The organism is Streptococcus sp. k-402 (assembly GCF_013277515.1).
Classification (GTDB): domain Bacteria; phylum Bacillota; class Bacilli; order Lactobacillales; family Streptococcaceae; genus Streptococcus.
This window is the reverse complement of the sequence record NZ_VMNB01000012.1, coordinates 133,034-154,051: the sequence shown is the minus strand read 5'-3', so window position 1 is coordinate 154,051 and position 21,018 is coordinate 133,034. Positions and strand designations below refer to the sequence as shown.

At 39.8% G+C, this 21,018-nt stretch carries 14 protein-coding genes, 1 tRNA gene and 1 pseudogene; all 16 read left to right on the top strand.

From position 1 onward, the window contains the following. A pseudogene (locus tag HT724_RS08735) lies at nucleotides 1-891 on the top strand (hypothetical protein); the annotation flags it as partial. Between the two features lie 211 nt (nucleotides 892-1,102). Further along, on the top strand, nucleotides 1,103-1,951 hold the full coding sequence (dprA, locus tag HT724_RS08730; RefSeq protein WP_173276473.1) for a DNA-processing protein DprA: 849 nt from the start codon (nucleotides 1,103-1,105) through the stop codon (nucleotides 1,949-1,951). Nucleotides 1,952-2,684: 733 nt separating this feature from the next. Further along, nucleotides 2,685-3,728, top strand: a complete 1,044-nt coding sequence (locus HT724_RS08725; RefSeq protein ID WP_173212514.1) for a TIGR00341 family protein — start codon at nucleotides 2,685-2,687, stop codon at nucleotides 3,726-3,728. A gap of 165 nt (nucleotides 3,729-3,893) precedes the next feature. After that, on the top strand, nucleotides 3,894-5,981 hold the full coding sequence (gene topA / locus HT724_RS08720) for a type I DNA topoisomerase (RefSeq protein WP_173276472.1): 2,088 nt from the start codon (nucleotides 3,894-3,896) through the stop codon (nucleotides 5,979-5,981). Between the two features lie 105 nt (nucleotides 5,982-6,086). Continuing rightward, nucleotides 6,087-6,446, top strand: a complete 360-nt coding sequence (locus HT724_RS08715) for a YbaN family protein (protein WP_173276471.1) — start codon at nucleotides 6,087-6,089, stop codon at nucleotides 6,444-6,446. A 91-nt stretch (nucleotides 6,447-6,537) separates the two neighbouring features. After that, nucleotides 6,538-7,170, top strand: a complete 633-nt coding sequence (locus tag HT724_RS08710; protein ID WP_173276470.1) for a copper homeostasis protein CutC — start codon at nucleotides 6,538-6,540, stop codon at nucleotides 7,168-7,170. Nucleotides 7,171-7,213: 43 nt separating this feature from the next. Continuing rightward, on the top strand, nucleotides 7,214-7,870 hold the full coding sequence (locus HT724_RS08705; RefSeq protein WP_173276469.1) for an MmcQ/YjbR family DNA-binding protein: 657 nt from the start codon (nucleotides 7,214-7,216) through the stop codon (nucleotides 7,868-7,870). Between the two features lie 313 nt (nucleotides 7,871-8,183). After that, a complete protein-coding gene (locus tag HT724_RS08700; RefSeq protein ID WP_173276468.1) occupies nucleotides 8,184-9,746 on the top strand; it encodes a 2-isopropylmalate synthase in 1,563 nt (520 codons plus the stop codon). An 11-nt stretch (nucleotides 9,747-9,757) separates the two neighbouring features. Beyond that, a complete protein-coding gene (gene leuB / locus HT724_RS08695) occupies nucleotides 9,758-10,795 on the top strand; it encodes a 3-isopropylmalate dehydrogenase (protein ID WP_173276467.1) in 1,038 nt (345 codons plus the stop codon). Beyond that, nucleotides 10,792-11,061 carry a DUF1294 domain-containing protein gene (locus HT724_RS08690; protein WP_061438934.1) on the top strand — a complete coding sequence of 90 codons (270 nt, stop codon included), beginning with the start codon at nucleotides 10,792-10,794 and terminating at the stop codon, nucleotides 11,059-11,061. Before leuB ends, HT724_RS08690 begins: the two co-directional genes overlap by 4 nt. Before the next feature lie 3 nt (nucleotides 11,062-11,064). Continuing rightward, nucleotides 11,065-12,447 carry a 3-isopropylmalate dehydratase large subunit gene (gene leuC, locus HT724_RS08685; protein ID WP_173276466.1) on the top strand — a complete coding sequence of 461 codons (1,383 nt, stop codon included), beginning with the start codon at nucleotides 11,065-11,067 and terminating at the stop codon, nucleotides 12,445-12,447. 9 nt (nucleotides 12,448-12,456) lie between these two features. Beyond that, nucleotides 12,457-13,050: a 3-isopropylmalate dehydratase small subunit gene (gene leuD / locus HT724_RS08680; protein WP_173217802.1), complete on the top strand. Its 594-nt coding sequence runs from the start codon at nucleotides 12,457-12,459 to the stop codon at nucleotides 13,048-13,050. A 29-nt stretch (nucleotides 13,051-13,079) separates the two neighbouring features. After that, complete coding sequence (locus HT724_RS08675) at nucleotides 13,080-13,859, top strand: Sua5/YciO/YrdC/YwlC family protein (RefSeq protein ID WP_173276465.1); 780 nt, start codon at nucleotides 13,080-13,082, stop codon at nucleotides 13,857-13,859. A 198-nt stretch (nucleotides 13,860-14,057) separates the two neighbouring features. Then, entirely contained in the window at nucleotides 14,058-15,044 is a 987-nt protein-coding gene (locus HT724_RS08670) for a GMP reductase (protein ID WP_049546505.1), read from the top strand. Nucleotides 15,045-15,108: 64 nt separating this feature from the next. Beyond that, nucleotides 15,109-15,180, top strand: a tRNA-Arg gene (locus HT724_RS08665). 324 nt (nucleotides 15,181-15,504) lie between these two features. After that, nucleotides 15,505-21,018 (top strand): MucBP domain-containing protein (locus HT724_RS08660; protein WP_173293581.1); only part of this gene is annotated, 5,514 nt, incomplete at its 3' end.

Genomic DNA, 21,018 nt, shown 5'->3' with positions numbered 1-21,018 from the left:
ACGAAAGTCCAAGAGGCGATCGATAAAGCTAAGGAAATCGAAGGCAAGAGAGATGCGAGCGAAGCAGACGTTCAAAGCGCAACGCAAAAACTCGCAGACGCTAAGACTGGGTTGACGCAAGCTAAAAATGGCTTGAAAAATGTTGATAAGAGCGACGATCAAGCACCAGCTTCTCCTTCGACTCCAGATCAGTCTGGAACAAGTCCTGTGACTCCGCCATCTGCTACAAGAAATCGAAGAACTCCTCCGCGCCGAGCTCGTAGAAGTGTAGGATTTGTAGGGAATTCCCAAACAGGTACAACTCCATCGGCTGTGGACAAGTCAGAACTTCGTACTCTGGTAGAGGAGCTAGAACGTCGCCTGCAAGATCTAGCAGGTCTATCTCCTGAAGTACTTGAGGAAGCACATCGTATCTTGGGAGAGGCGCAAGCAGCTCTTGCTAATGAAAACTTAACAGCTCAAGAATTGGCAGATCTCCTTGCTAAAGTTAGACAGGTTCTCAATTCTCTACAAACTGGCACATCAGCTGATAAGAGTCAGTCTGCGTCAAACTTAAATAAAGAAGTAGAAATTACCAAGGGAGCTAAAAATGAGACAGAAGTCCCTCTATATGGTGTCTTAGGAGCTGCAGTTCTTTCTCTTCTAGGAGCTCTCCTCTTTGCAGTAGCTCGTAAAAAATCCTCTCAACTAGATAAGCTTTCAAGAGAATTGCACCAGCTTGTAGTTGAGCTAGAGGCTAGCGACAAGGATAAAAAAGTTCTAAACAAGGCTAAGAAATTAGCTGATGAAGCACGACTCTTTGTAGATAGCCATCAAAAAGATTCTCAAAAAGAAGCAGAACTAATTTCTAAAATCAAGACTGTTCTCAGTCAACTCAAAGAAGAAGTCTAGTTTTGAAGAAAACACTACTTTCAGGAACTGAGTGAGTAGGTTTGTAGCTATGATGAGGAAATAAGAAATCTCCAGATTAGGAACCGTCAATGAGTTCTCTAGTCTGGAGATTTTTCAATATACTTCATTATTGGGGGATTACAAATAGTCGGATATTTTTTTGATTTTTTTACGAATAAATAGATGAGTAGAAAAAGAAATGGAGCTATTTATGAAAATCACAAACTATGAAATCTATAAATTAAAAAAATCAGGTTTGAGCAATCAACAGATTTTGAAAGTGCTAGAATACGGTGAAAGTGTTGATCAAGAACTTTTGTTGGGTGACATTGCAGATATATCAGGTTGCCGAAATCCAGCTGTTTTTATGGAACGTTATTTTCAGATAGACGATGCGCATTTGGAGAAGAAATTTCAAAAATTTCCATCTTTCTCTATTTTAGACGACTGTTATCCTTGGGATTTGAGTGAAATTTATGATGCACCTGTGCTTTTATTTTACAAGGGCAATCTGGATCTCTTGAAATTTCCAAAAGTAGCAGTTGTGGGTAGTCGTGCTTGTAGCAAACAGGGAGCTAAGTCAGTTGAAAAAGTTATTCAAGGCTTAGAAAATGAACTGGTTATCGTCAGTGGATTAGCCAAGGGAATAGACACATCAGCTCATATGGCAGCCCTGCAAAATGGCGGAAAAACCATTGCAGTGATTGGAACAGGTCTGGATGTGTTTTATCCTAAAGCCAATAAACGTTTGCAAGACTACATCGGCAATGACCATCTGGTTCTCAGTGAATATGGACCGGGTGAACAACCTCTGAAATTTCATTTTCCTGCCCGTAATCGCATCATTGCTGGACTTTGCCGTGGTGTGATTGTATCAGAGGCTAAGATGCGCTCAGGTAGTCTCATTACCTGTGAGCGGGCAATGGAAGAAGGACGCGATGTCTTTGCTATTCCTGGTAGCATTTTAGATGGTCTATCAGACGGTTGCCATCATTTGATTCAAGAGGGAGCAAAATTGGTTACCAGCGGGCAAGATGTTCTTTCGGAATTTGAATTTTAAAAATGACCTATGCTAGAATTCTGAGAAAAAATCAATTTCAAGATAAAATGAAGTAAATATCCCCACAATAAAGCGCATAGTATCAGGTTTTTTCATCACTTGATATTATGCGTTTTTCTAAGTGAATAAGTAGAGTGGAGGACTTTTCCCATAGGAAGGAAAGTAATTTAGTGTAATTGAGAAAGGAGAGTTGCTTGTGACTAATCTTGGTCAACTTATTATCAGGGAGCTGTATCGTCTCAAGTATTGCCAGTAAGGAAAAATAAAGCCTTCAAAAGTAGAGATTACAAGGCTTGTTTAAGAAAGAATTCAAAGACCTTGACAGATAAAAATAAAATGGTTATTATAAAAAATGGTCTGAAATTTATGATGACACTCTTCGAAAATCTTTTTAAATTAGCTCAGCTTTGCCTTGCTGTGTTTTGAGTAAGTTACGGTGAGCTTCCGAGCTTGATTTTCATTTACTAGAAATGAAACTGATGAGAGATAGCAATAGATAGTTGCATCAGGATGTGATGGAAAATGATAAAAAGATCTCGTTAGATTGGCATATTAGGCTACTAAAGTATTGAGTTTGTTAGAATTTTATACTCAATGAAAATCAAAGAGCAAACTAGGAAGCTAGCCGCAGGTTGCTCAAAGCACCGCTTTGAGGTTGCAGATAAAGCTGACGTGGTTTGAAGAGATTTTCGAAGAGTATTAGTGACTAGTCAGCTAGGAAAGGAAGATATTTGTGACAAATAATAAACTGTATTCGTTGGTAGAATTTAGAAATAAAATATATGAAGAATTAGAACTCTCCAGAAGTGATTTAGCGATTTTACTATGTGCCATGCTTATCGCCTCTATCGGATTAAATATGGATTCGACTCCCGTGATTATTGGAGCCATGTTAATTTCTCCTTTGATGACACCTATTCTGGGGGTGGGACTCTCTCTAGCTATATTTGATTTTAAATTGTTAAGAAAATCTTTTAAAATATTAGCTATTCAAATTCTTGCCAGTTTAATAGCTTCAACACTTTATTTTTATCTTTCTCCCATTTCGTATGCTAGTTCGGAGATTGTTGCTAGAACCTCTCCGACTATTTGGGATGTTCTCATTGCTTTTGTAGGAGGGATAGCTGGTATTATTGGTGCTAGGAAAAAAGAGACCAATAATATTGTCCCTGGTGTCGCGATTGCAACTGCCTTGATGCCTCCTCTTTGTACGGTAGGTTACGCTATTGCTTCTGCTAATCTAAAATTTATCATAGGCTCCTCTTACCTATTCCTCATCAATTGTAGCTTTATTGTCATTGCGACTTATATAGGTGTCAGGTTGATGATGGTTAAGAAGCACTATTTTAGAGATAATGAAGAAGACTCTAAAATGCGCAGGATTTTGCTTTTAGTTGCTGTTTTGCTGATGATTCCGAGTTTCATCTCTGCAACGACTTTAGTGAAAGAAACATTGAAAAAAGAGTCCCTTAATAAATTTATATCAGAGCAGTTTCAGGGGCATAATATTTTGAAAAAAACCTATTCTAAAAAGAATCATACCCTAAAGCTAACCATTTCAGGAAATTATTTGACAGAAGAAGAACTCGATATGATTTCAAGTAAGAGAGGTGACTATGGTTTAAGTGATGTTTCTGTTCAAGTTTCACAATTGTCTGATTCAGAACAACTTAGCAAGGAAGAACTGGTGGAGTATTTCTTCCAGTATATCAAAGATAAGGAAGCAAAAGAAAAGGAAAAAGCTAATAAATTTGATACAGAGTCTGAGGAGCAATAATTTCTTGAAAATAGCTGGTTTTTTTCGTGAGTCTTCTATGTATCTCAAAGGAAGATTGTGGTCTTAAGTATAAACTTTTCTTCTATTATAGTAGCTAAGTCTTGACAGGGTTTAAAAAATGGTTTACACTTTATAAAGTTTATTACTTTGAAAAGGTGTGATACTGTGGCTACGGCAACAAAAAAGAAAAAATCAACAGTTAAAAAAAATCTAGTCATCGTGGAGTCGCCTGCTAAGGCCAAGACGATTGAAAAATATCTAGGCAGAAACTACAAGGTTCTAGCTAGTGTCGGGCATATCCGTGATTTGAAGAAATCCAGTATGTCCGTCGATATTGAAAATAATTATGAACCGCAATATATCAATATCCGAGGAAAAGGTCCTCTTATCAATGACTTGAAAAAAGAAGCCAAAAAAGCTAATAAAGTCTTTCTGGCGAGTGACCCGGACCGTGAAGGAGAAGCGATTTCTTGGCATTTGGCCCACATTCTCAACTTGGATGAAAATGATGCCAACCGTGTGGTCTTCAATGAAATCACCAAGGATGCGGTCAAAAATGCTTTTAAAGAACCTCGTAAGATTGATATGGACTTGGTCGATGCCCAACAGGCTCGTCGTGTCCTAGACCGTTTGGTAGGCTATTCGATTTCGCCTATTTTGTGGAAGAAGGTCAAGAAGGGCTTATCAGCAGGGCGCGTACAGTCCATTGCCCTTAAACTCATCATTGATCGTGAGAATGAAATCAATGCCTTTCAGCCAGAAGAATACTGGACAATTGATGCTGTCTTTAAAAAGGGAACCAAGCAATTCCAGGCTTCCTTCTATGGAGTAGATGGCAAAAAGTTGAAACTGACTAGCAATGATGAGGTTAAGGAAGTTCTGTCTCGTCTGACTAGCAAAGATTTTTCAGTGGATCAGGTGGATAAGAAAGAGCGCAAACGCAATGCTCCATTACCCTATACCACTTCATCTATGCAGATGGATGCGGCCAATAAAATCAATTTCCGTACTCGAAAGACCATGATGGTTGCCCAACAGCTCTATGAAGGGATCAATATCGGTTCTGGTGTGCAAGGTTTGATTACCTATATGCGTACCGATTCGACTCGTATCAGTCCAGTGGCACAGAACGAAGCAGCAAGTTTCATTACGGACCGTTTTGGTAGCAAGTATTCTAAGCATGGTAGCAAGGTAAAAAATGCATCAGGTGCTCAGGATGCCCACGAGGCTATTCGCCCGTCTAGTGTCTTTAACACACCGGAAAGTATTGCTAAGTATCTGGACAAGGATCAGCTCAAGCTTTATACTCTTATTTGGAATCGTTTTGTAGCGAGCCAGATGACAGCTGCTGTCTTTGATACCATGGCTGTTAAATTATCTCAAAATGGGGTTCAATTTGCTGCCAATGGTAGTCAGGTTAAGTTTGATGGTTATCTTGCCATTTATAATGATTCTGATAAGAATAAGATGTTACCAGATATGGCTGTTGGAGATGTGGTTAAGCAGGTTAATAGCAAACCAGAGCAACATTTCACTCAACCGCCTGCTCGCTATTCTGAAGCGACCCTTATCAAGACCTTGGAGGAAAATGGGGTTGGACGTCCATCCACCTACGCACCAACCATTGAAACTATTCAGAAACGTTACTATGTTCGCCTTGTAGCCAAACGTTTTGAACCGACAGAGTTGGGAGAAATTGTTAACAAGCTCATCGTTGAATATTTCCCAGATATCGTAAACGTGACCTTCACAGCTGAAATGGAAGGCAAACTGGATGATGTCGAAGTCGGAAAAGAGCAGTGGCAACGTGTCATTGATGCCTTTTACAAACCATTCTCTAAAGAAGTCGCCAAGGCTGAAGAAGAGATGGAGAAAATCCAAATCAAGGATGAACCAGCTGGATTTGACTGTGAAGTGTGTGGCAGTCCAATGGTTATTAAACTTGGTCGATTTGGTAAGTTCTACGCTTGTAGTAATTTCCCAGATTGCCGTCATACCCAAGCAATCGTGAAAGAAATCGGTGTAGAATGTCCAAGTTGTCATCAGGGACAAATCATTGAGCGTAAAACCAAACGTAATCGCCTCTTCTATGGTTGCAATCGCTATCCAGAATGTGAATTTACCTCTTGGGATAAGCCTGTTGGTCGTGACTGTCCAAAATGTGGCAATTTCCTCATGGAGAAAAAAGTCCGTGGTGGTGGCAAGCAGGTTGTTTGTAGCAAGGGTGATTACGAAGAAGAAAAGATTAAATAAGAAGAGAGTCCTGAAAGTGAATTTCAGGCTCTTTTTGATTAGTACTTGACAAAATTCATCATTTTATGCGAAACTAGAAGAAGATTATTTTAATTAGGAGTAGTTATGCGTCTTATCTATCTGATAATTGGTTTTTTATCACTGGCCTTGGCAATTGTTGGGATTGTTTTACCCTTGTTGCCTACAACGCCTTTCCTTTTGTTGTCTATTGCTTGTTTCTCCAGAAGTTCCAAGCGTTTCGAAGATTGGCTTTATCATACCAAGCTCTATCAAGCATATGTTGCTGATTTTCGCGAGACTAAGTCTATTGCGCGTGAACGTAAAAAAAAAATCATCGTATCCATCTACATCTTGATGGGAATTTCCATTTATTTTGCCCCTCTCTTACCAGTCAAAATCGGTCTGGGAGCCTTGACCATCTTTATCACTTATTATCTCTTCAAGGTCATTCCAGACAAAGAATAGTTAAATAGTAGTTATTTGCCTTGATAAAAATGAAAGCATATTCACAACAATATGATATAATGAATTTAAAGTAATCTTCAAGGAGAATCAAATGATTTACGAATTTTGTGCTGAAAATGTGACCTTGCTTGAAAAAGCGATGCAGGCTGGAGCTCGTCGAATTGAACTCTGTGATAATCTAGCAGTGGGAGGAACAACACCAAGCTATGGAGTGACCAAGGCAGCGGTTAAATTGGCAACTAACTACGATACGACCATCATGACTATGATTCGTCCACGTGGTGGCGACTTTGTCTACAATGACCTAGAAATTGCTATCATGCTAGAAGACATTCGGTTGACTGCTCAGGCTGGAAGTCAAGGGGTTGTTTTTGGGGCTTTAACTGCTGATAAGAAGTTGGATAAGCCTAATCTTGAAAAGTTAATTGCTGCATCAAAAGGAATGGAAATTGTCTTTCATATGGCCTTTGATGAATTGATTGAAGAAGACCAGTTAGAAGCTATTGACTGGCTCAGCCAAGCTGGTGTCACCCGTATCTTAACTCGTGCTGGAGTATCTGGTGACTCGCTAGACAAACGTTTTGCTCATTATCACAAAATTTTGGAACATGCTAAAGGTAAAATTGAAATTCTACCAGGTGGGGGGATTGACCTTGACAACCGTCAAACCTTTATCGATCAGCTAGGCGTGACACAATTGCACGGAACCAAGGTTGTCTTTTAAAAAATAGAAAGGAACTGCTAGCTTTTGATAGCAGTTTTCACTTATGTTTGAAATTTTTAAATCCTATCAATTTAATAAAGAAAAGGCTCATGCTTTTGGTTTTGTAGAAAATAGTGGAGTCTGGACCTATAGTTGCCAGATTTTGCAGGGTGACTTTGTCATGACTGTGTCCATTACTGCTGATAATGTGAACTTTCAGGTCTTTGACCAGGAAACCGGTGACCTCTATCCTCAAGTTCATATGGAAAGTATGCGTGGGAGTTTTGTAGGAAGTGTCCGTGAGGCTTGTCTGGAGATTCTCTACCAGATTCGGAAAGCTTGTTTTGAGGTACAGGATTTTGTCTGTCCTCAGACTAAGCGTATCATGGCTCAGATTCAGGAAAAATATGGTAATCAGTTGGAGTATCTGTGGGAAAAATCACCTGATACGGCAGTGTTAAGACATGAAGGCAATAAAAAATGGTATGCCGTCTTGATGAGAATACCTTGGGATAAGCTGGAAAAGGGCAGAGAAGGACAAGTGGAAGCAGTCAATCTCAAACACGACCAAGTAGCGGACTTGCTTTCACAAAAGGGCATTTATCCAGCTTTTCATATGAACAAACGCTACTGGATTAGTGTGGCTTTTGATGATATGTTGTCAGATGAAATGGTACTGGAATTGATAGAAAGAAGCTGGAATTTAACTTCTAAAAAATGAAATATTTCAAGGATTTTCAATAACTTTCAATTAGCTAAATATTCTCTACTGAAGAAATTTTCAGAAAATATTGGATTTTTTCTTGACAAGTGCTTTTGACTATGCTAAAATACTAAACAAGATATCAAACGAAGGAGAAAGTCAAACATGAAAACAGCTAAGTTTAATCAATTTGCTTTGTTGTTGAGGTACTCGGGCTAGTGCAAAAAGCATTAGTCCTGTTTGGCTTACCAAGCGGGAGTAAATCAACATCTCGCTTGGGTTTCTGAGCGAGATGTTTTTTTAAAATCACATTTGGAAAAGGGGAAATCTTATGCGAACAGTTGAATTTCTAGATACCAGCCTTCGGGATGGAGAGCAGACACCGGGCGTTAATTTTTCAATTAAGGAAAAAATGGCCATAGCAAGGCAGCTGGAGAAATGGGGTATTTCAGCCATTGAAGCTGGTTTTCCGGCGGCGAGTCCTGATTCATTCACAGCAGTGCAGGAGATTGCTAAGGCCTTGAAGAAAACAGCGGTGACTGGTTTGGCACGTTCGGTCAAGTCTGATATTGATGCTTGTTATGAAGCCCTCAAGGACGCCAAGTATCCACAAGTTCACGTCTTTATTGCTACCAGTCCGATTCATCGTAAGTATAAACTCAATAAGACCAAGGAAGAGATTTTGGAAGCAATCAGTGAGCATGTTTCTTATGCCCGTTCTAAGTTTGAAGTGGTCGAATTCTCTCCTGAGGATGCGACTAGAACGGAGTTGGATTTCCTCTTGCAAGTTGTTCAAACAGCGGTTGATGCAGGTGCGACTTATATCAATATTCCTGATACGGTTGGATTCACCACTCCAGAAGAGTACGGAGCTATCTTCAAATACTTGATTGAGAATGTCAAGACGGATCGTCAGATCATCTATTCGCCTCACTGTCACGATGACCTTGGAATGGCAGTGGCTAATAGCCTTGCTGCTGTCAAGAATGGTGCAGGACGTGTTGAAGGAACTATCAACGGTATTGGTGAGAGAGCTGGTAATGCTGCTTTGGAAGAAATTGCAGTGGCCCTCAATATTCGCCAAGATTACTACCAAGCAGAAACCAGTATTGTCTTAAATGAGACCATCAATACGTCAGAAATGGTTTCTCGCTTCTCTGGTATTCCAGTTCCTAAAAACAAGGCTGTGGTTGGTGGCAATGCCTTCTCTCACGAGTCTGGTATTCACCAAGACGGAGTCCTTAAAAATCCTCTTACTTATGAGATTATCACACCTGAATTGGTCGGTGTTAAGAGTAATAGCCTTCCGCTTGGAAAATTGTCAGGTCGCCATGCCTTTGTCGAGAAACTAAGAGAATTGGCCCTAGATTTTACAGAAGAGGACATCAAACCACTCTTTGCTAAGTTCAAGGCACTGGCTGACAAGAAACAAGAAATCACAGATGCAGATATTCGTGCTTTGGTAGCTGGAACCATGGTTGAAAATCCAGAAGGCTTCCACTTTGATGATTTACAATTGCAAACTCATGCGGATAATGACATCGAAGCGCTTGTTAGCCTGGCTAATATGGATGGTGAGAAGGTCGAATTTAATGCGACAGGGCAAGGTTCCGTTGAAGCAATCTTTAACGCTATCGACAAGTTCTTTAACCAATCCGTCCGCTTGGTGTCTTATACCATTGATGCGGTGACAGATGGAATTGATGCCCAGGCTCGGGTCTTGGTAACCGTTGAAAACAGAGATACAGAAACTATCTTTAATGCAGCAGGTCTTGATTTCGATGTGTTGAAAGCTTCGGCTATTGCCTACATCAATGCCAATACCTTTGTTCAAAAAGAGAATGCTGGTGAGATGGGACGTAGTGTTTCTTACCGCGATATGCCTAGTGTGTAAAGGAGAAGGCTATGACAAAGAAAATAGTAGCTCTAGCAGGGGACGGAATTGGCCCAGAAATCATGGAGGCTGGTTTAGAGGTTCTGGAAGCCCTAGCTGAAAAAACAGGTTTTGACTATGAGATTGATAGACGACCTTTTGGAGGTGCAGGTATTGATGCAGCAGGGCATCCCTTACCTGATGAAACTCTCAAGGCATGTAGAGAAGCAGATGCTATCCTTCTAGCGGCTATCGGTAGTCCTCAGTATGATGGAGCAGCGGTTCGGCCTGAACAAGGCTTGCTGGCTCTCCGTAAGGAACTCAATCTTTATGCCAATATTCGCCCAGTTAAGATTTTTGAGAGTCTCAAGCATTTGTCACCACTCAAACCGGAACGAATTGCTGGTGTAGACTTTGTCGTGGTGCGTGAGTTGACAGGCGGGATTTACTTTGGAGATCATATCCTTGAAGAAAGAAAAGCGCGTGATATCAACGATTATAGCTATGAGGAAGTGGAGCGAATTGTTCGCAAGGCCTTTGAAATTGCAAGAAATCGCAGAAAAATCGTTGCTAGTATCGATAAGCAAAATGTTCTAGCGACATCAAAACTCTGGCGGAAAGTAGCTGAGAAGGTCGCACAGGATTTCCCAGATGTGACCTTGGAACACCAGTTAGTGGACTCAGCTGCCATGCTCATGATTACCAATCCTGCTAAGTTTGATGTCATCGTGACGGAGAATCTTTTTGGAGATATTTTATCTGATGAATCAAGCGTCCTATCTGGTACACTTGGGATCATGCCATCAGCCAGTCATTCTGAAAATGGACCAAGTCTCTATGAGCCCATTCACGGTTCAGCACCTGATATTGCAGGTCAAGGAATTGCTAATCCTATCTCCATGATTTTATCAGTGGCCATGATGCTGAGAGATAGTTTTGGTCGTTATGAGGATGCAGAGCGTATCGAGCGTGCTGTTGAGGCAAGTTTGGCAGCTGGTGTTTTAACAAGAGATATAGGTGGACAGGCTTCGACTAAGGAAATGACGGAAGCTATTATTGCAAGCTTATGAAGTTAGACGAAAAAATTACTCTAGTCCTTTTGATTTGGAATGTCATGGTTTTCTTGATTTATGGTATTGACAAATCTAAGGCAAGGAGAAGAGTTTGGCGCATCCCTGAGAAAATCTTACTTATTTTAGCCTTTACTTGTGGCGGTTTTGGTGCCTGGCTAGCAGGAATCATTTTTCACCACAAGACTAGAAAATGGTATTTTAAAACAGTTTGGTTTCTCGGGATGGTGACCACACTAGTAGCCTTATATTTTATTTGGAGGTAATGGATGGCAGGAAAATCGATTTTTGATAAATTATGGGACCGTCATGTCATCACAGGAGAAGAGGGGCAGCCCCAACTCATGTATGTGGACCAGCACTATATCCACGAGGTGACCAGTCCTCAGGCTTTTCAAGGATTACGAGACGCAGGTCGCAGATTGAGACGACCAGACTTGACATTTGGAACCTTTGACCACAATGTCCCGACGGTCAATATCTACGATATTCGAGATGTGATTTCTAAGGCACAAATTGATAAATTGGCTGAAAATGTTGAGGAGTTTGGGATTGAACATGCGGCCCACGGTTCTGAAAAGCAAGGAATCGTTCATATGGTTGGTCCAGAGACAGGACGGACCCAACCAGGAAAATTCATCGTCTGTGGAGACAGTCACACAGCAACTCACGGAGCTTTCGGAGCAATCGCCTTTGGGATTGGGACTAGTGAGGTTGAACATGTCTTTGCGACACAGACACTCTGGCAGGTCAAACCCAAGAAAATGCTGGTGGAATTTACAGGTGTTCCTCAAAAGGGAGTTTATTCCAAGGATTACATTTTAGCCCTGATTGCCAAGTACGGCGTTGCCTGTGGTGTTGGCTATGTGGTGGAGTATCGGGGACAAGCGATTGATGCACTGAGCATGGAAGAGCGAATGACCATCTGCAATATGTCTATTGAGTTTGGCTCTAAGATGGGGATCATGAATCCAGATCAGACTACCTATGACTATCTAAAAGGACGCGAATGTGTTCCAGAGAATTTCGAAGAGGCTGTGGCGGATTGGAAAACAATTGTCAGTGATGAGGATGCCGTTTACGATAAGGTTATCCAGATGGATGTCTCAGACTTGGCTCCCATGGTGACCTGGGGCACCAATCCTGCTATGGGGGTTGACTTTGACAGTAGTTTCCCAGAAATTAAGGATATGAATGATGAGAGAGCCTACAATTACATGGATTTGGAGCCTGGTCAAAAGCCAGCAGATATTGAATTAGGCTATATCTTTATCGGTTCTTGTACCAATGCTCGTCTCAGCGACTTGCAACTGGCTGCGCGATTTGTCAAAGGGAAGAAAATAGCTCCTAACTTAACGGCTATCGTGGTTCCGGGCTCTCGTCCTGTCAAACGAGCTGCGGAGAAATTAGGCTTGGATAAAGTTTTCTTAGATGCTGGCTTTGAATGGAGAGACCCAGGTTGCTCTATGTGCCTAGGAATGAATCCAGACAAGGTTCCTGATGGTGTCCACTGCGCCTCAACCAGCAACCGCAACTTTGAAGACAGACAGGGATTTGGGGCTAAGACCCACCTCTGCAGTCCAGCCATGGCAGCTGCAGCAGCTATTGCAGGGCGCTTTGTAGATGTTCGACAAATGCCAGAAGCCCAGTAAGGAGAGGATATGGAGAAATTTACAGTTTATACGGGAACGACCGTTCCTCTCATGAATGATAACATCGACACCGACCAAATTCTACCCAAGCAGTTTCTCAAGTTAATTGATAAGAAAGGCTTTGGTAAGTACCTCATGTACGCTTGGCGTTATCTGGATGACAAGTACACTGAGGACCCAGACTTTGTCTTTAACCGACCTGAATATCGGAAAGCCAGTATCCTCATCTCAGGTGATAACTTTGGGGCAGGTTCTTCGAGGGAACACGCAGCTTGGGCTTTAGCGGACTATGGTTTTAAGGTCGTGATTGCAGGGTCTTTTGGGGATATTCATTACAATAATGAACTCAATAATGGCATGTTGCCTATTGTTCAGCCCAGAGAGGTTCGAGAGAAACTAGCCCATTTACAACCAAGCGATCTGGTAACTGTGGACTTGGAACAACAAAAAATCATCTCACCAGTTGGAGAATTCATTTTTGAAATCGATAGTGAATGGAAACACAAGCTCTTAAATGGTTTGGATGATATCGGTATCACTTTGCAGTATGAAGATTTGATTGCTGCTTATGAAAAACAACGACCAGCCTACTGGCAGGATTAGAAGAAAAATAGAAAAGGAAATATAGAACTATGACAAAACACATTCAATGGAACGGAACACTTTCACAAGAAGGCTATGACATTTTAAAAGATGAGGGCGGATGTATCGTTTGCCCTACAAAAGTTGGTTACATTATTATGACTAGCGACAAGGCAGGACTTGAGCGCAAGTTCGCAGCTAAAGAGCGTAACCGTAACAAACCAGGTGTTGTTCTCTGCGGTAGCATGGATGAGCTTCGTGCTTTAGCACAACTCAATCCAGAAATTGAAGCCTTCTACCAAAAACATTGGGATGAAGATATTCTTCTTGGTTGTATCCTTCCTTGGAAACCAGAAGCCTTTGAAAAACTCAAAGCATACGGGGATGGTCGTGAAGAACTGATGACTGACGTGCGTGGTACTAGCTGTTTCGTCATCAAGTTTGGGAAAGCTGGTGAACAATTGGCTGCCAAACTTTGGGAAGAAGGAAAGATGGTCTACGCCTCATCAGCTAACCCATCTGGAAAAGGAAACCGTGGTAAGGTAGAAGGAATCGGAGAACGCATCGAAGGGGCAGTTGACCTTGTTATCGAGGCGGACGACTATGTGGCATCTATCCAGCCTGACAAAACGATTGAAACTCGCTACGAGCAAGGTGTGATGGTCTCTATGGTCGATAAAGACGGCAAACTCATCCCAGAACAAGGAGGAGCACGCTCAACTTCACCAGCTCCAGTTGTAATCCGCAAAGGGCTTGACATTGATAAGATTATGATGCACTTGTCAGATATCTTTAACTCATGGGACTACCGTCAGGGCGAGTATTATTAGGATAGAGAAGAAGTGGGGAGAAAATAATCTCTCCTTTCTTTTGTTATTTACACAATAAAATCCGAACAATATAATTTAATTTATAACGTTATTTGACAAAAACTGTACTTTAGTTTATAATAAATTAAGGAAACGTCGGAAAAGGCGTAGTGATGCGAGAGCATAGGTAGGTCATTACAAAAGAAACGAGACATCGATATGTTAAATGAATTTCCAATTTTCGATTACGAAGATATTCAATTGATTCCAAATAAATGTGTGATTAAAAGCCGTGCAGAAGCGGACACAAGTGTCACTCTAGGAAAGCACACCTTTAAACTACCTGTTGTGCCAGCTAATATGCAGACGATTTTGGATGAAAATGTAGCAGAGCAACTGGCTAAAGGTGGTTACTTCTACATTATGCATCGTTTTGATGAAGCAGGACGCATTCCTTTTATTAAACGCATGCATGATCAAGGGCTCATTGCTTCTATCTCTGTCGGTGTTAAGGATTATGAGTATGATTTTGTCAGCCAGCTCAAGGCTGATGCTCCTGAATACATCACGATTGACATTGCCCATGGTCATGCGGATAGCGTGATTTCTATGATTCAACACATCAAGAAAGAATTGCCAGATACTTTTGTCATTGCTGGAAATGTGGGAACGCCAGAAGCTGTGCGTGAACTTGAAAATGCTGGTGCGGATGCCACTAAGGTCGGAATTGGTCCTGGTAAGGTTTGTATCACCAAGGTCAAGACAGGTTTTGGTACAGGTGGTTGGCAGTTGGCTGCTCTACGCTGGTGTGCCAAGGCTGCGCGTAAACCGATTATTGCTGATGGAGGAATTCGTACTCACGGTGATATTGCTAAGTCTATTCGTTTCGGTGCTAGTATGGTCATGATTGGTTCTCTCTTTGCAGGACATATTGAAAGTCCAGGGAAAACGATTGAAGTCGATGGTGAACAATTCAAAGAATACTACGGTTCAGCTTCACAATATCAAAAAGGTGCTTACAAAAATGTGGAAGGCAAACGTATCTTGCTTCCTGCAAAAGGTCATCTGCAAGACACTTTAACTGAGATGGAACAAGACCTTCAAAGTGCTATTTCTTATGCAGGTGGACGTCAGGTTGCTGACCTTAAACACGTTGATTATGTGATTGTGAAAAACTCTATCTGGAATGGGGATGCTTCTCACTAAGACGGGCTACCTCACTAAAAAAACTTGTTATTAGGGCAAATTTTTGTTATAATAAAACAAGTTTCCACCCTTAGTGTAATGGATATCACGTAAGATTCCGGTTCTTGAGATGGGGGTTCGATTCCCTCAGGGTGGATGTAAATAGCTCAGGAGTCTGAGTACAAATAGAACAAATCATAAAACACATCATATCATGTCTAGTAAACCTTGATACGATGTGTTTTATTTTTTATAATGCACAGATTTTCTAAATTCTTAACAATTCGATAAATGATTTAACAATCCTCTTTCTGATATTAGAAGTTAGTGGAAGTAATATACAGAAGAGATAAAATATTTTGTACGTCAAAGTTGTCTAATTATGAACAAAATGATATACTAAAATCAACAATTTAGATTTCTTTCTCAATAAGTTACTAGATTGATATATATATATATATATATATGGAGGCTTGATGTTTTGTCAAATAAAAAGGAAATTTTTTCCATTCGTAAATTAAAAAATGGTCGTTCAGACTCAGTAAAAATAGGTACTCTCGGACTCATTATGGGTGCTGCTATTGCCATGTCTGTCAACACTCAGTCTGTAGAAGCTGCTATTATCGATAACAAAGACGGAACTACTACTATATCAAATAGCAAGGGTTCTATCACAGTAGATACAGCACATGTGAAAATTGAGAGTGATGATGATTCAAAAGATTTTGATCGTAATCCAAAACCGAATGAAACAGGTACAGATAAAATTACTAAAATAGGTAAGGTAGACTACAAATATGTATCAACTGATGGAACTGTTTTAGAAGAAGATCAAAATCAAGATGCAGGCTTTGAAAAACAAATTTCTGTAGATTATGAAGTATACGGAAAATATGGAAAAGTCTTCAAATCATTAAAAGGTAACGAAATTACCGATACTGATTTAACCAAGGCAAAAGAGCACGGTGCCGTAGGAAAAGATACTATTGTAAAAAACAATACTACCTATCATAAGATTGGGGATCCAGCTGTAGAAATTACAGGTGATGGAGGAGGGGTATACTCTGACTCTACTCTTGGAAATGTGACTGCAAAACTAACTTCTGAAGGTCTTGTTCAAAATGATGGGAAAATTAACCACAGTGGGGTTAAACCAGGAGGTCGTAGCTGGATTGTCGAAGAAACTGGCAAGGGGACTTATGGCAAATATGTATTAGCCGATACACCAGCCACTACATCTGATAAATGGCTAGAAGATACATTCAAGGCGGGAGAAGCCACAGCAAAAGATTATACTTCTACGAATATCGCTGCAGATGGTGGTGTCAAGGAAGGTGATTATGTTTTCGTATTAGAAAAAAATACCTTTGTAACAGCTAGTCGGAATAACGTTTCCTATACACAGGTTATTGAAAAGGAAATTCCTCAAGATATAAATGATATTAAGGGATTGTATAGCTATATTTTGCAGCACAAAGATAATCCAGATACTGTTACTATCCCAGACACGAAAACCCTTTTAAATGACTATTTGAAATATTTACAAAGGTATAACTTAGCAGATACCGAATCCAATTTTAAGAGTTTTTTTATTTTCGGGAACGGAGAAGACTTATATTCACAAGATATGGCTGCTAAATTATTTCGAAGTAGTACTCTTGATTCCGAAAACCGCCCTGCAGGTGATGTTAAATTCAGCGGTGATAATGTTGACTTTCAAGGGTTATCCATTGGAGGTGGCAATTTCTACGCAAATGCAACCGTTGACAATGGTTATTATGAAAACTATAATTATAAGATAGAATATACTCCTCTTAGAGCTTATCGTTTAGGTAGTGGTCATACTACTATCACCTACACCTATAGCCCAGAAGTAACGAGTAGAGTTGAAAAGAAAGGCTCGGTTACCGTACATTATCAAACAGAAGACGGGACAACTCTTAAAGATTCATATAATGATACTGTAGATGCTGTAGTAGAAGTTGAAACAAAAACTTACTATCTTGATGCAAATAATCAAGAAGTAGTTGTCAGTACAAACAAAACTGCAGAGAACGTTCAATATAATACAAAAGAAAGCGATACTGAAAAGCCTCAAAGATTAGAAGCAAATGGTTCTGTTTACTATATAAAAGAGAGTGGAACAAAAACTACAGTAAATGGTGTAGCCACAACTTCAGCAATAGAAGAAGGCCCTGTTGTAGAAGGAACAACAGAAGTCACTTATGTTTATGAAAAAGCTGGATCAGTAGTCATCAAATACATTAATACAGACGGTACTGAAATTAAAACATCTGTACAAGATTCTACAAATGTTAAAGCAGGAACAGCTTATAATGCAGCTGAAAATGATGAAAAACCAGCAACAATTGAATTTAACAATAAGAAATATAAACTAGTTACCAAAGCAGGTACTACTACAACTAACGCAACTTACTCTGCAGAAGCAGTCGTAACAAACGGAGAAAACGTTGGAGCTGTGGAAGGACAAGTAGTAGCAGGAAAAACACTTGAAGTAACGTATGTATATGAAGAAGTTAAAGGGAATGTTCTAGTTAAATACGTAGATGAAAAAGGAACTCCATTAGCAGGAACAGCTTCAATGCCAGGAAATACAACTGAAGCAGTAACAGCAGACGGAGTAAAAGCAGTCACTGAAGCAGAGTTAGGCACAAGGTATGATAATAAAGTAGCTGAGAAAAAAGCTACTAAGATTACAACAGCAGATGGAAAAGTATATGAACTTGTAAAAGAAAATAAAGGAGTATACAACACATCAGCACCAGAAACAGGAACAGTAACAGAAGCTGATAAAGTAGTAACATTCGTCTACAAAGAGAAAAAATCAGCAGTAAATGTGAAGTATGTTGATAAAGCTGGACAACCAATCGCTGGAACAGCAACAATGCCTAATAATTCAACTGAAGAAGTAACAGTTGATGGATTAAAACCTGTAACAGATGCAAGTGTAAATTCTGACTATGATGTTACTAGTAAAAAAGCATCTAAGATTACCACAGCAGATGGAAAAGTTTATCGACTAATTGCTGATAGAGATGGTTTACAAGCAGGATCTAAACCAGCAGCTGGTACAGTAGAAGAGAACGAAATCACTGTAACTTATCAGTATGAGTTACTAGGAAGTGTAGTGACTAAATATGAATTATCAGATGGTACGAAATTAACAGGTGTATTAACATTTGATGATGCTACAACTCCAACTACAGTAGAAGACAAAGGTTTAGCTGTTGCCAATGCGACAGATGTATCAAATGGTACCAATTATGATGCAAGCACTCCAGCTAATAAGCCGAACAAGATTACAACAGCAACTGGAGAAGTATACTACTTAACAACTTCAAATGACGGAGTAAAAGCAGATTCAGCACCAGTTACTGGAACAGTAGAAGAAGGTAAAACAAAAGAAGTTACTTATGTCTACGAAAAAGCCGGTTCAGTAGTCATCAAATACATTAATACAGACGGTACTGAAATTAAAACATCTGTACAAGATTCTACAAATGTTAAAGCAGGAACAGCATATAACGCAGCTGAAAATGATGAAAAACCAGCAACAATTGAATTTAACAACACGAAATATAAACTAGTTACCAAAGCAGGTACTACTACAACTAATGCAACTTACTCTGCCGAAGCAGTCGTAACAAACGGAGAAAACGTTGGAACTGTGGAAGGGCAAGTAGTAGCAGGAAAAACACTTGAAGTAACATATGTTTATACAGAAGTAACTGGAGACGTAGTGGTTCACTATGTTGACACAGAAGGTAATGTAATCGCTGAAGATAAAGAAGATACTAAAGGTGCTTCTCTAAACGCTAAATACGACACAACTGACAACAAGCCAGAGAAAATCGAAAAAGCCGGAATTGTTTACTACTTAACAGAAAAAGCACTTAAAGATGGTTCTAAAGAAACTGGAGATGTAGTAGAAGGTATAACAGAAGTAACCTATGTCTATGAAAAAGCCGGACAAGTAGTAGTTCACTACACTGATGAAAAAGGTAACACTATTCAAGTGGACGCTGTTGATACTAAAGATGGTAAACCAGGAGCTAAATACGATACTTCTGACAACGATATGAGACCAACTCGTATCACAACTGCTGAAGGAAAAGTATACAAATTGGTCGAAGCTTCAACTAAAGGAAATGAAACAGGCAAGGTTGTCGCAGGACAAACTCTTGAAGTGACCTATGTATACCAAGAAGCTAAAGGAAATGTCATCGTTAAATTCCAAGATACAGAAGGAAATCCTATTGCAGATGATGAAAATGATGAAACAAACGCTTCTCTTAATACGAACTACAACACGTCAGAACATAAGAAAGCGACTATCGTAAAAGATGGTGTCACTTACTATCTAACTGATAAAGCTCTCAAAGACGGCTCTAAACCAGAAGAAGGACCTGTTGTAGAAGGAACAACAGAAGTAACCTATGTCTATGAAAAAGCTGGTTCAGTAGTAGTTCATTATACAGATCCAGAAGGGAATCCAATATCAGGAACAGATCCAGAAGGAAATAATGTCCCTGAAACTAATAATGATACAACAGATGGTAGACCAGGAACTGACTACAACACTGCAGATAACGGAATGAAACCAAACCGTATTAAAACTGCAGAAGGAAAAGTATACGAATTAGTACCTGCTTCTACAATCGGAAATGAAACTGGTAAAGTAGTAGCTGGAGATACTGTAGAAGTAACATACGTTTATAAAGAAGTAACTGGTGATGTAGTAGTTCACTACGTTGACACAGAAGGTAACGTAATCGCTGAAGATAAAGAAGATACTAAAGGTGCTTCTCTGAACGCTAAATACGATACAACTGACAATAAACCAGCTACAATCACTACAAAAGATGGTAAGAAATACGCATTAGTACCAACTGCAACTAAAGGTACTGAGAACGGTAAAGTAACAGAAGGAACAACAGAAGTAACATACGTTTATAAAGAAGTAACTGGTGATGTAGTAGTTCACTACGTTGATACAGAAGGTAACGTAATCGCTGAAGATAAAGAAGATACTAAAGGTGCTTCTCTGAACGCTAAATACGATACAACTGACAACAAACCAGCTACAATCACTACAAAAGATGGTAAGAAATACGCATTAGTACCAACTGCAACTAAAGGTGCTGAAAACGGAAAAGTAACAGAAGGAACAACAGAAGTTACTTACGTTTATAAAGAAGTAACTGGTGATGTAGTGGTTCACTACGTTGATACAGAAGGTAACGTAATTGCTGAAGATAAAGAAGACACTAAAGGTGCTTCTCTAAACGCTAAATACGATACAACTGATAATAAACCAGCTACAATCACTACAAAAGATGGTAAGAAATACGCATTAGTACCAACTGCAACTAAAGGTGCTGAAAACGGAAAAGTAACAGAAGGAACAACAGAAGTTACTTACGTTTATAAAGAAGTAACTGGTGATGTAGTGGTTCACTACGTTGATACAGAAGGTAACGTAATTGCTGAAGATAAAGAAGACACTAAAGGTGCCTCTCTAAACGCTAAATACGATACAACTGATAATAAACCAGAGAAAATCGAAAAAGACGGAATTGTTTACTACTTAACAGAAAAAGCTCTTAAAGACGGTTCTAAACCAGAAACTGGAGATGTTGTAGAAGGAACTACAGAAGTAACCTATGTCTATGAAAAAGCCGGTTCAGTTCTTGTTCATTACGTTGATACAGAAGGCAATCCACTCCAAGGAACCAATGAAAATCAACAACCAGTAACTCAAACAGTTACGGATACTGATAATGCCAAAGCCGGTTCAGACTACGATACACAAGATCATAAACCAACAAGTATTACTACAGCAGAAGGTAAAGTTTATAAACTGGTTCCTCAAAGTACTAGAGGAAATGAAACAGGCAAGGTTGTTGCAGGGCAAACTCTTGAAGTAACTTATGTATACATTCTGGAAAACGCCGTACCAGAGCCTAAACCAGAG

What these genes read in the sequence shown, in the direction of transcription:
- HT724_RS08710 (WP_173276470.1), top strand. Translation starts at nt 6,538, where the DNA reads ATGATTTACGAATTTTGTGCTGAAAATGTGACCTTGCTTGAAAAAGCG.
- HT724_RS08675 (WP_173276465.1), top strand. Translation starts at nt 13,080, where the DNA reads ATGACAAAACACATTCAATGGAACGGAACACTTTCACAAGAAGGCTAT.
- HT724_RS08700 (WP_173276468.1), top strand. Translation starts at nt 8,184, where the DNA reads ATGCGAACAGTTGAATTTCTAGATACCAGCCTTCGGGATGGAGAGCAG.
- HT724_RS08705 (WP_173276469.1), top strand. Translation starts at nt 7,214, where the DNA reads ATGTTTGAAATTTTTAAATCCTATCAATTTAATAAAGAAAAGGCTCAT.
- leuC (WP_173276466.1), top strand. Translation starts at nt 11,065, where the DNA reads ATGGCAGGAAAATCGATTTTTGATAAATTATGGGACCGTCATGTCATC.
- HT724_RS08670 (WP_049546505.1), top strand. Translation starts at nt 14,058, where the DNA reads ATGTTAAATGAATTTCCAATTTTCGATTACGAAGATATTCAATTGATT.
- leuB (WP_173276467.1), top strand. Translation starts at nt 9,758, where the DNA reads ATGACAAAGAAAATAGTAGCTCTAGCAGGGGACGGAATTGGCCCAGAA.
- HT724_RS08690 (WP_061438934.1), top strand. Translation starts at nt 10,792, where the DNA reads ATGAAGTTAGACGAAAAAATTACTCTAGTCCTTTTGATTTGGAATGTC.
- dprA (WP_173276473.1), top strand. Translation starts at nt 1,103, where the DNA reads ATGAAAATCACAAACTATGAAATCTATAAATTAAAAAAATCAGGTTTG.
- leuD (WP_173217802.1), top strand. Translation starts at nt 12,457, where the DNA reads ATGGAGAAATTTACAGTTTATACGGGAACGACCGTTCCTCTCATGAAT.
- HT724_RS08715 (WP_173276471.1), top strand. Translation starts at nt 6,087, where the DNA reads ATGCGTCTTATCTATCTGATAATTGGTTTTTTATCACTGGCCTTGGCA.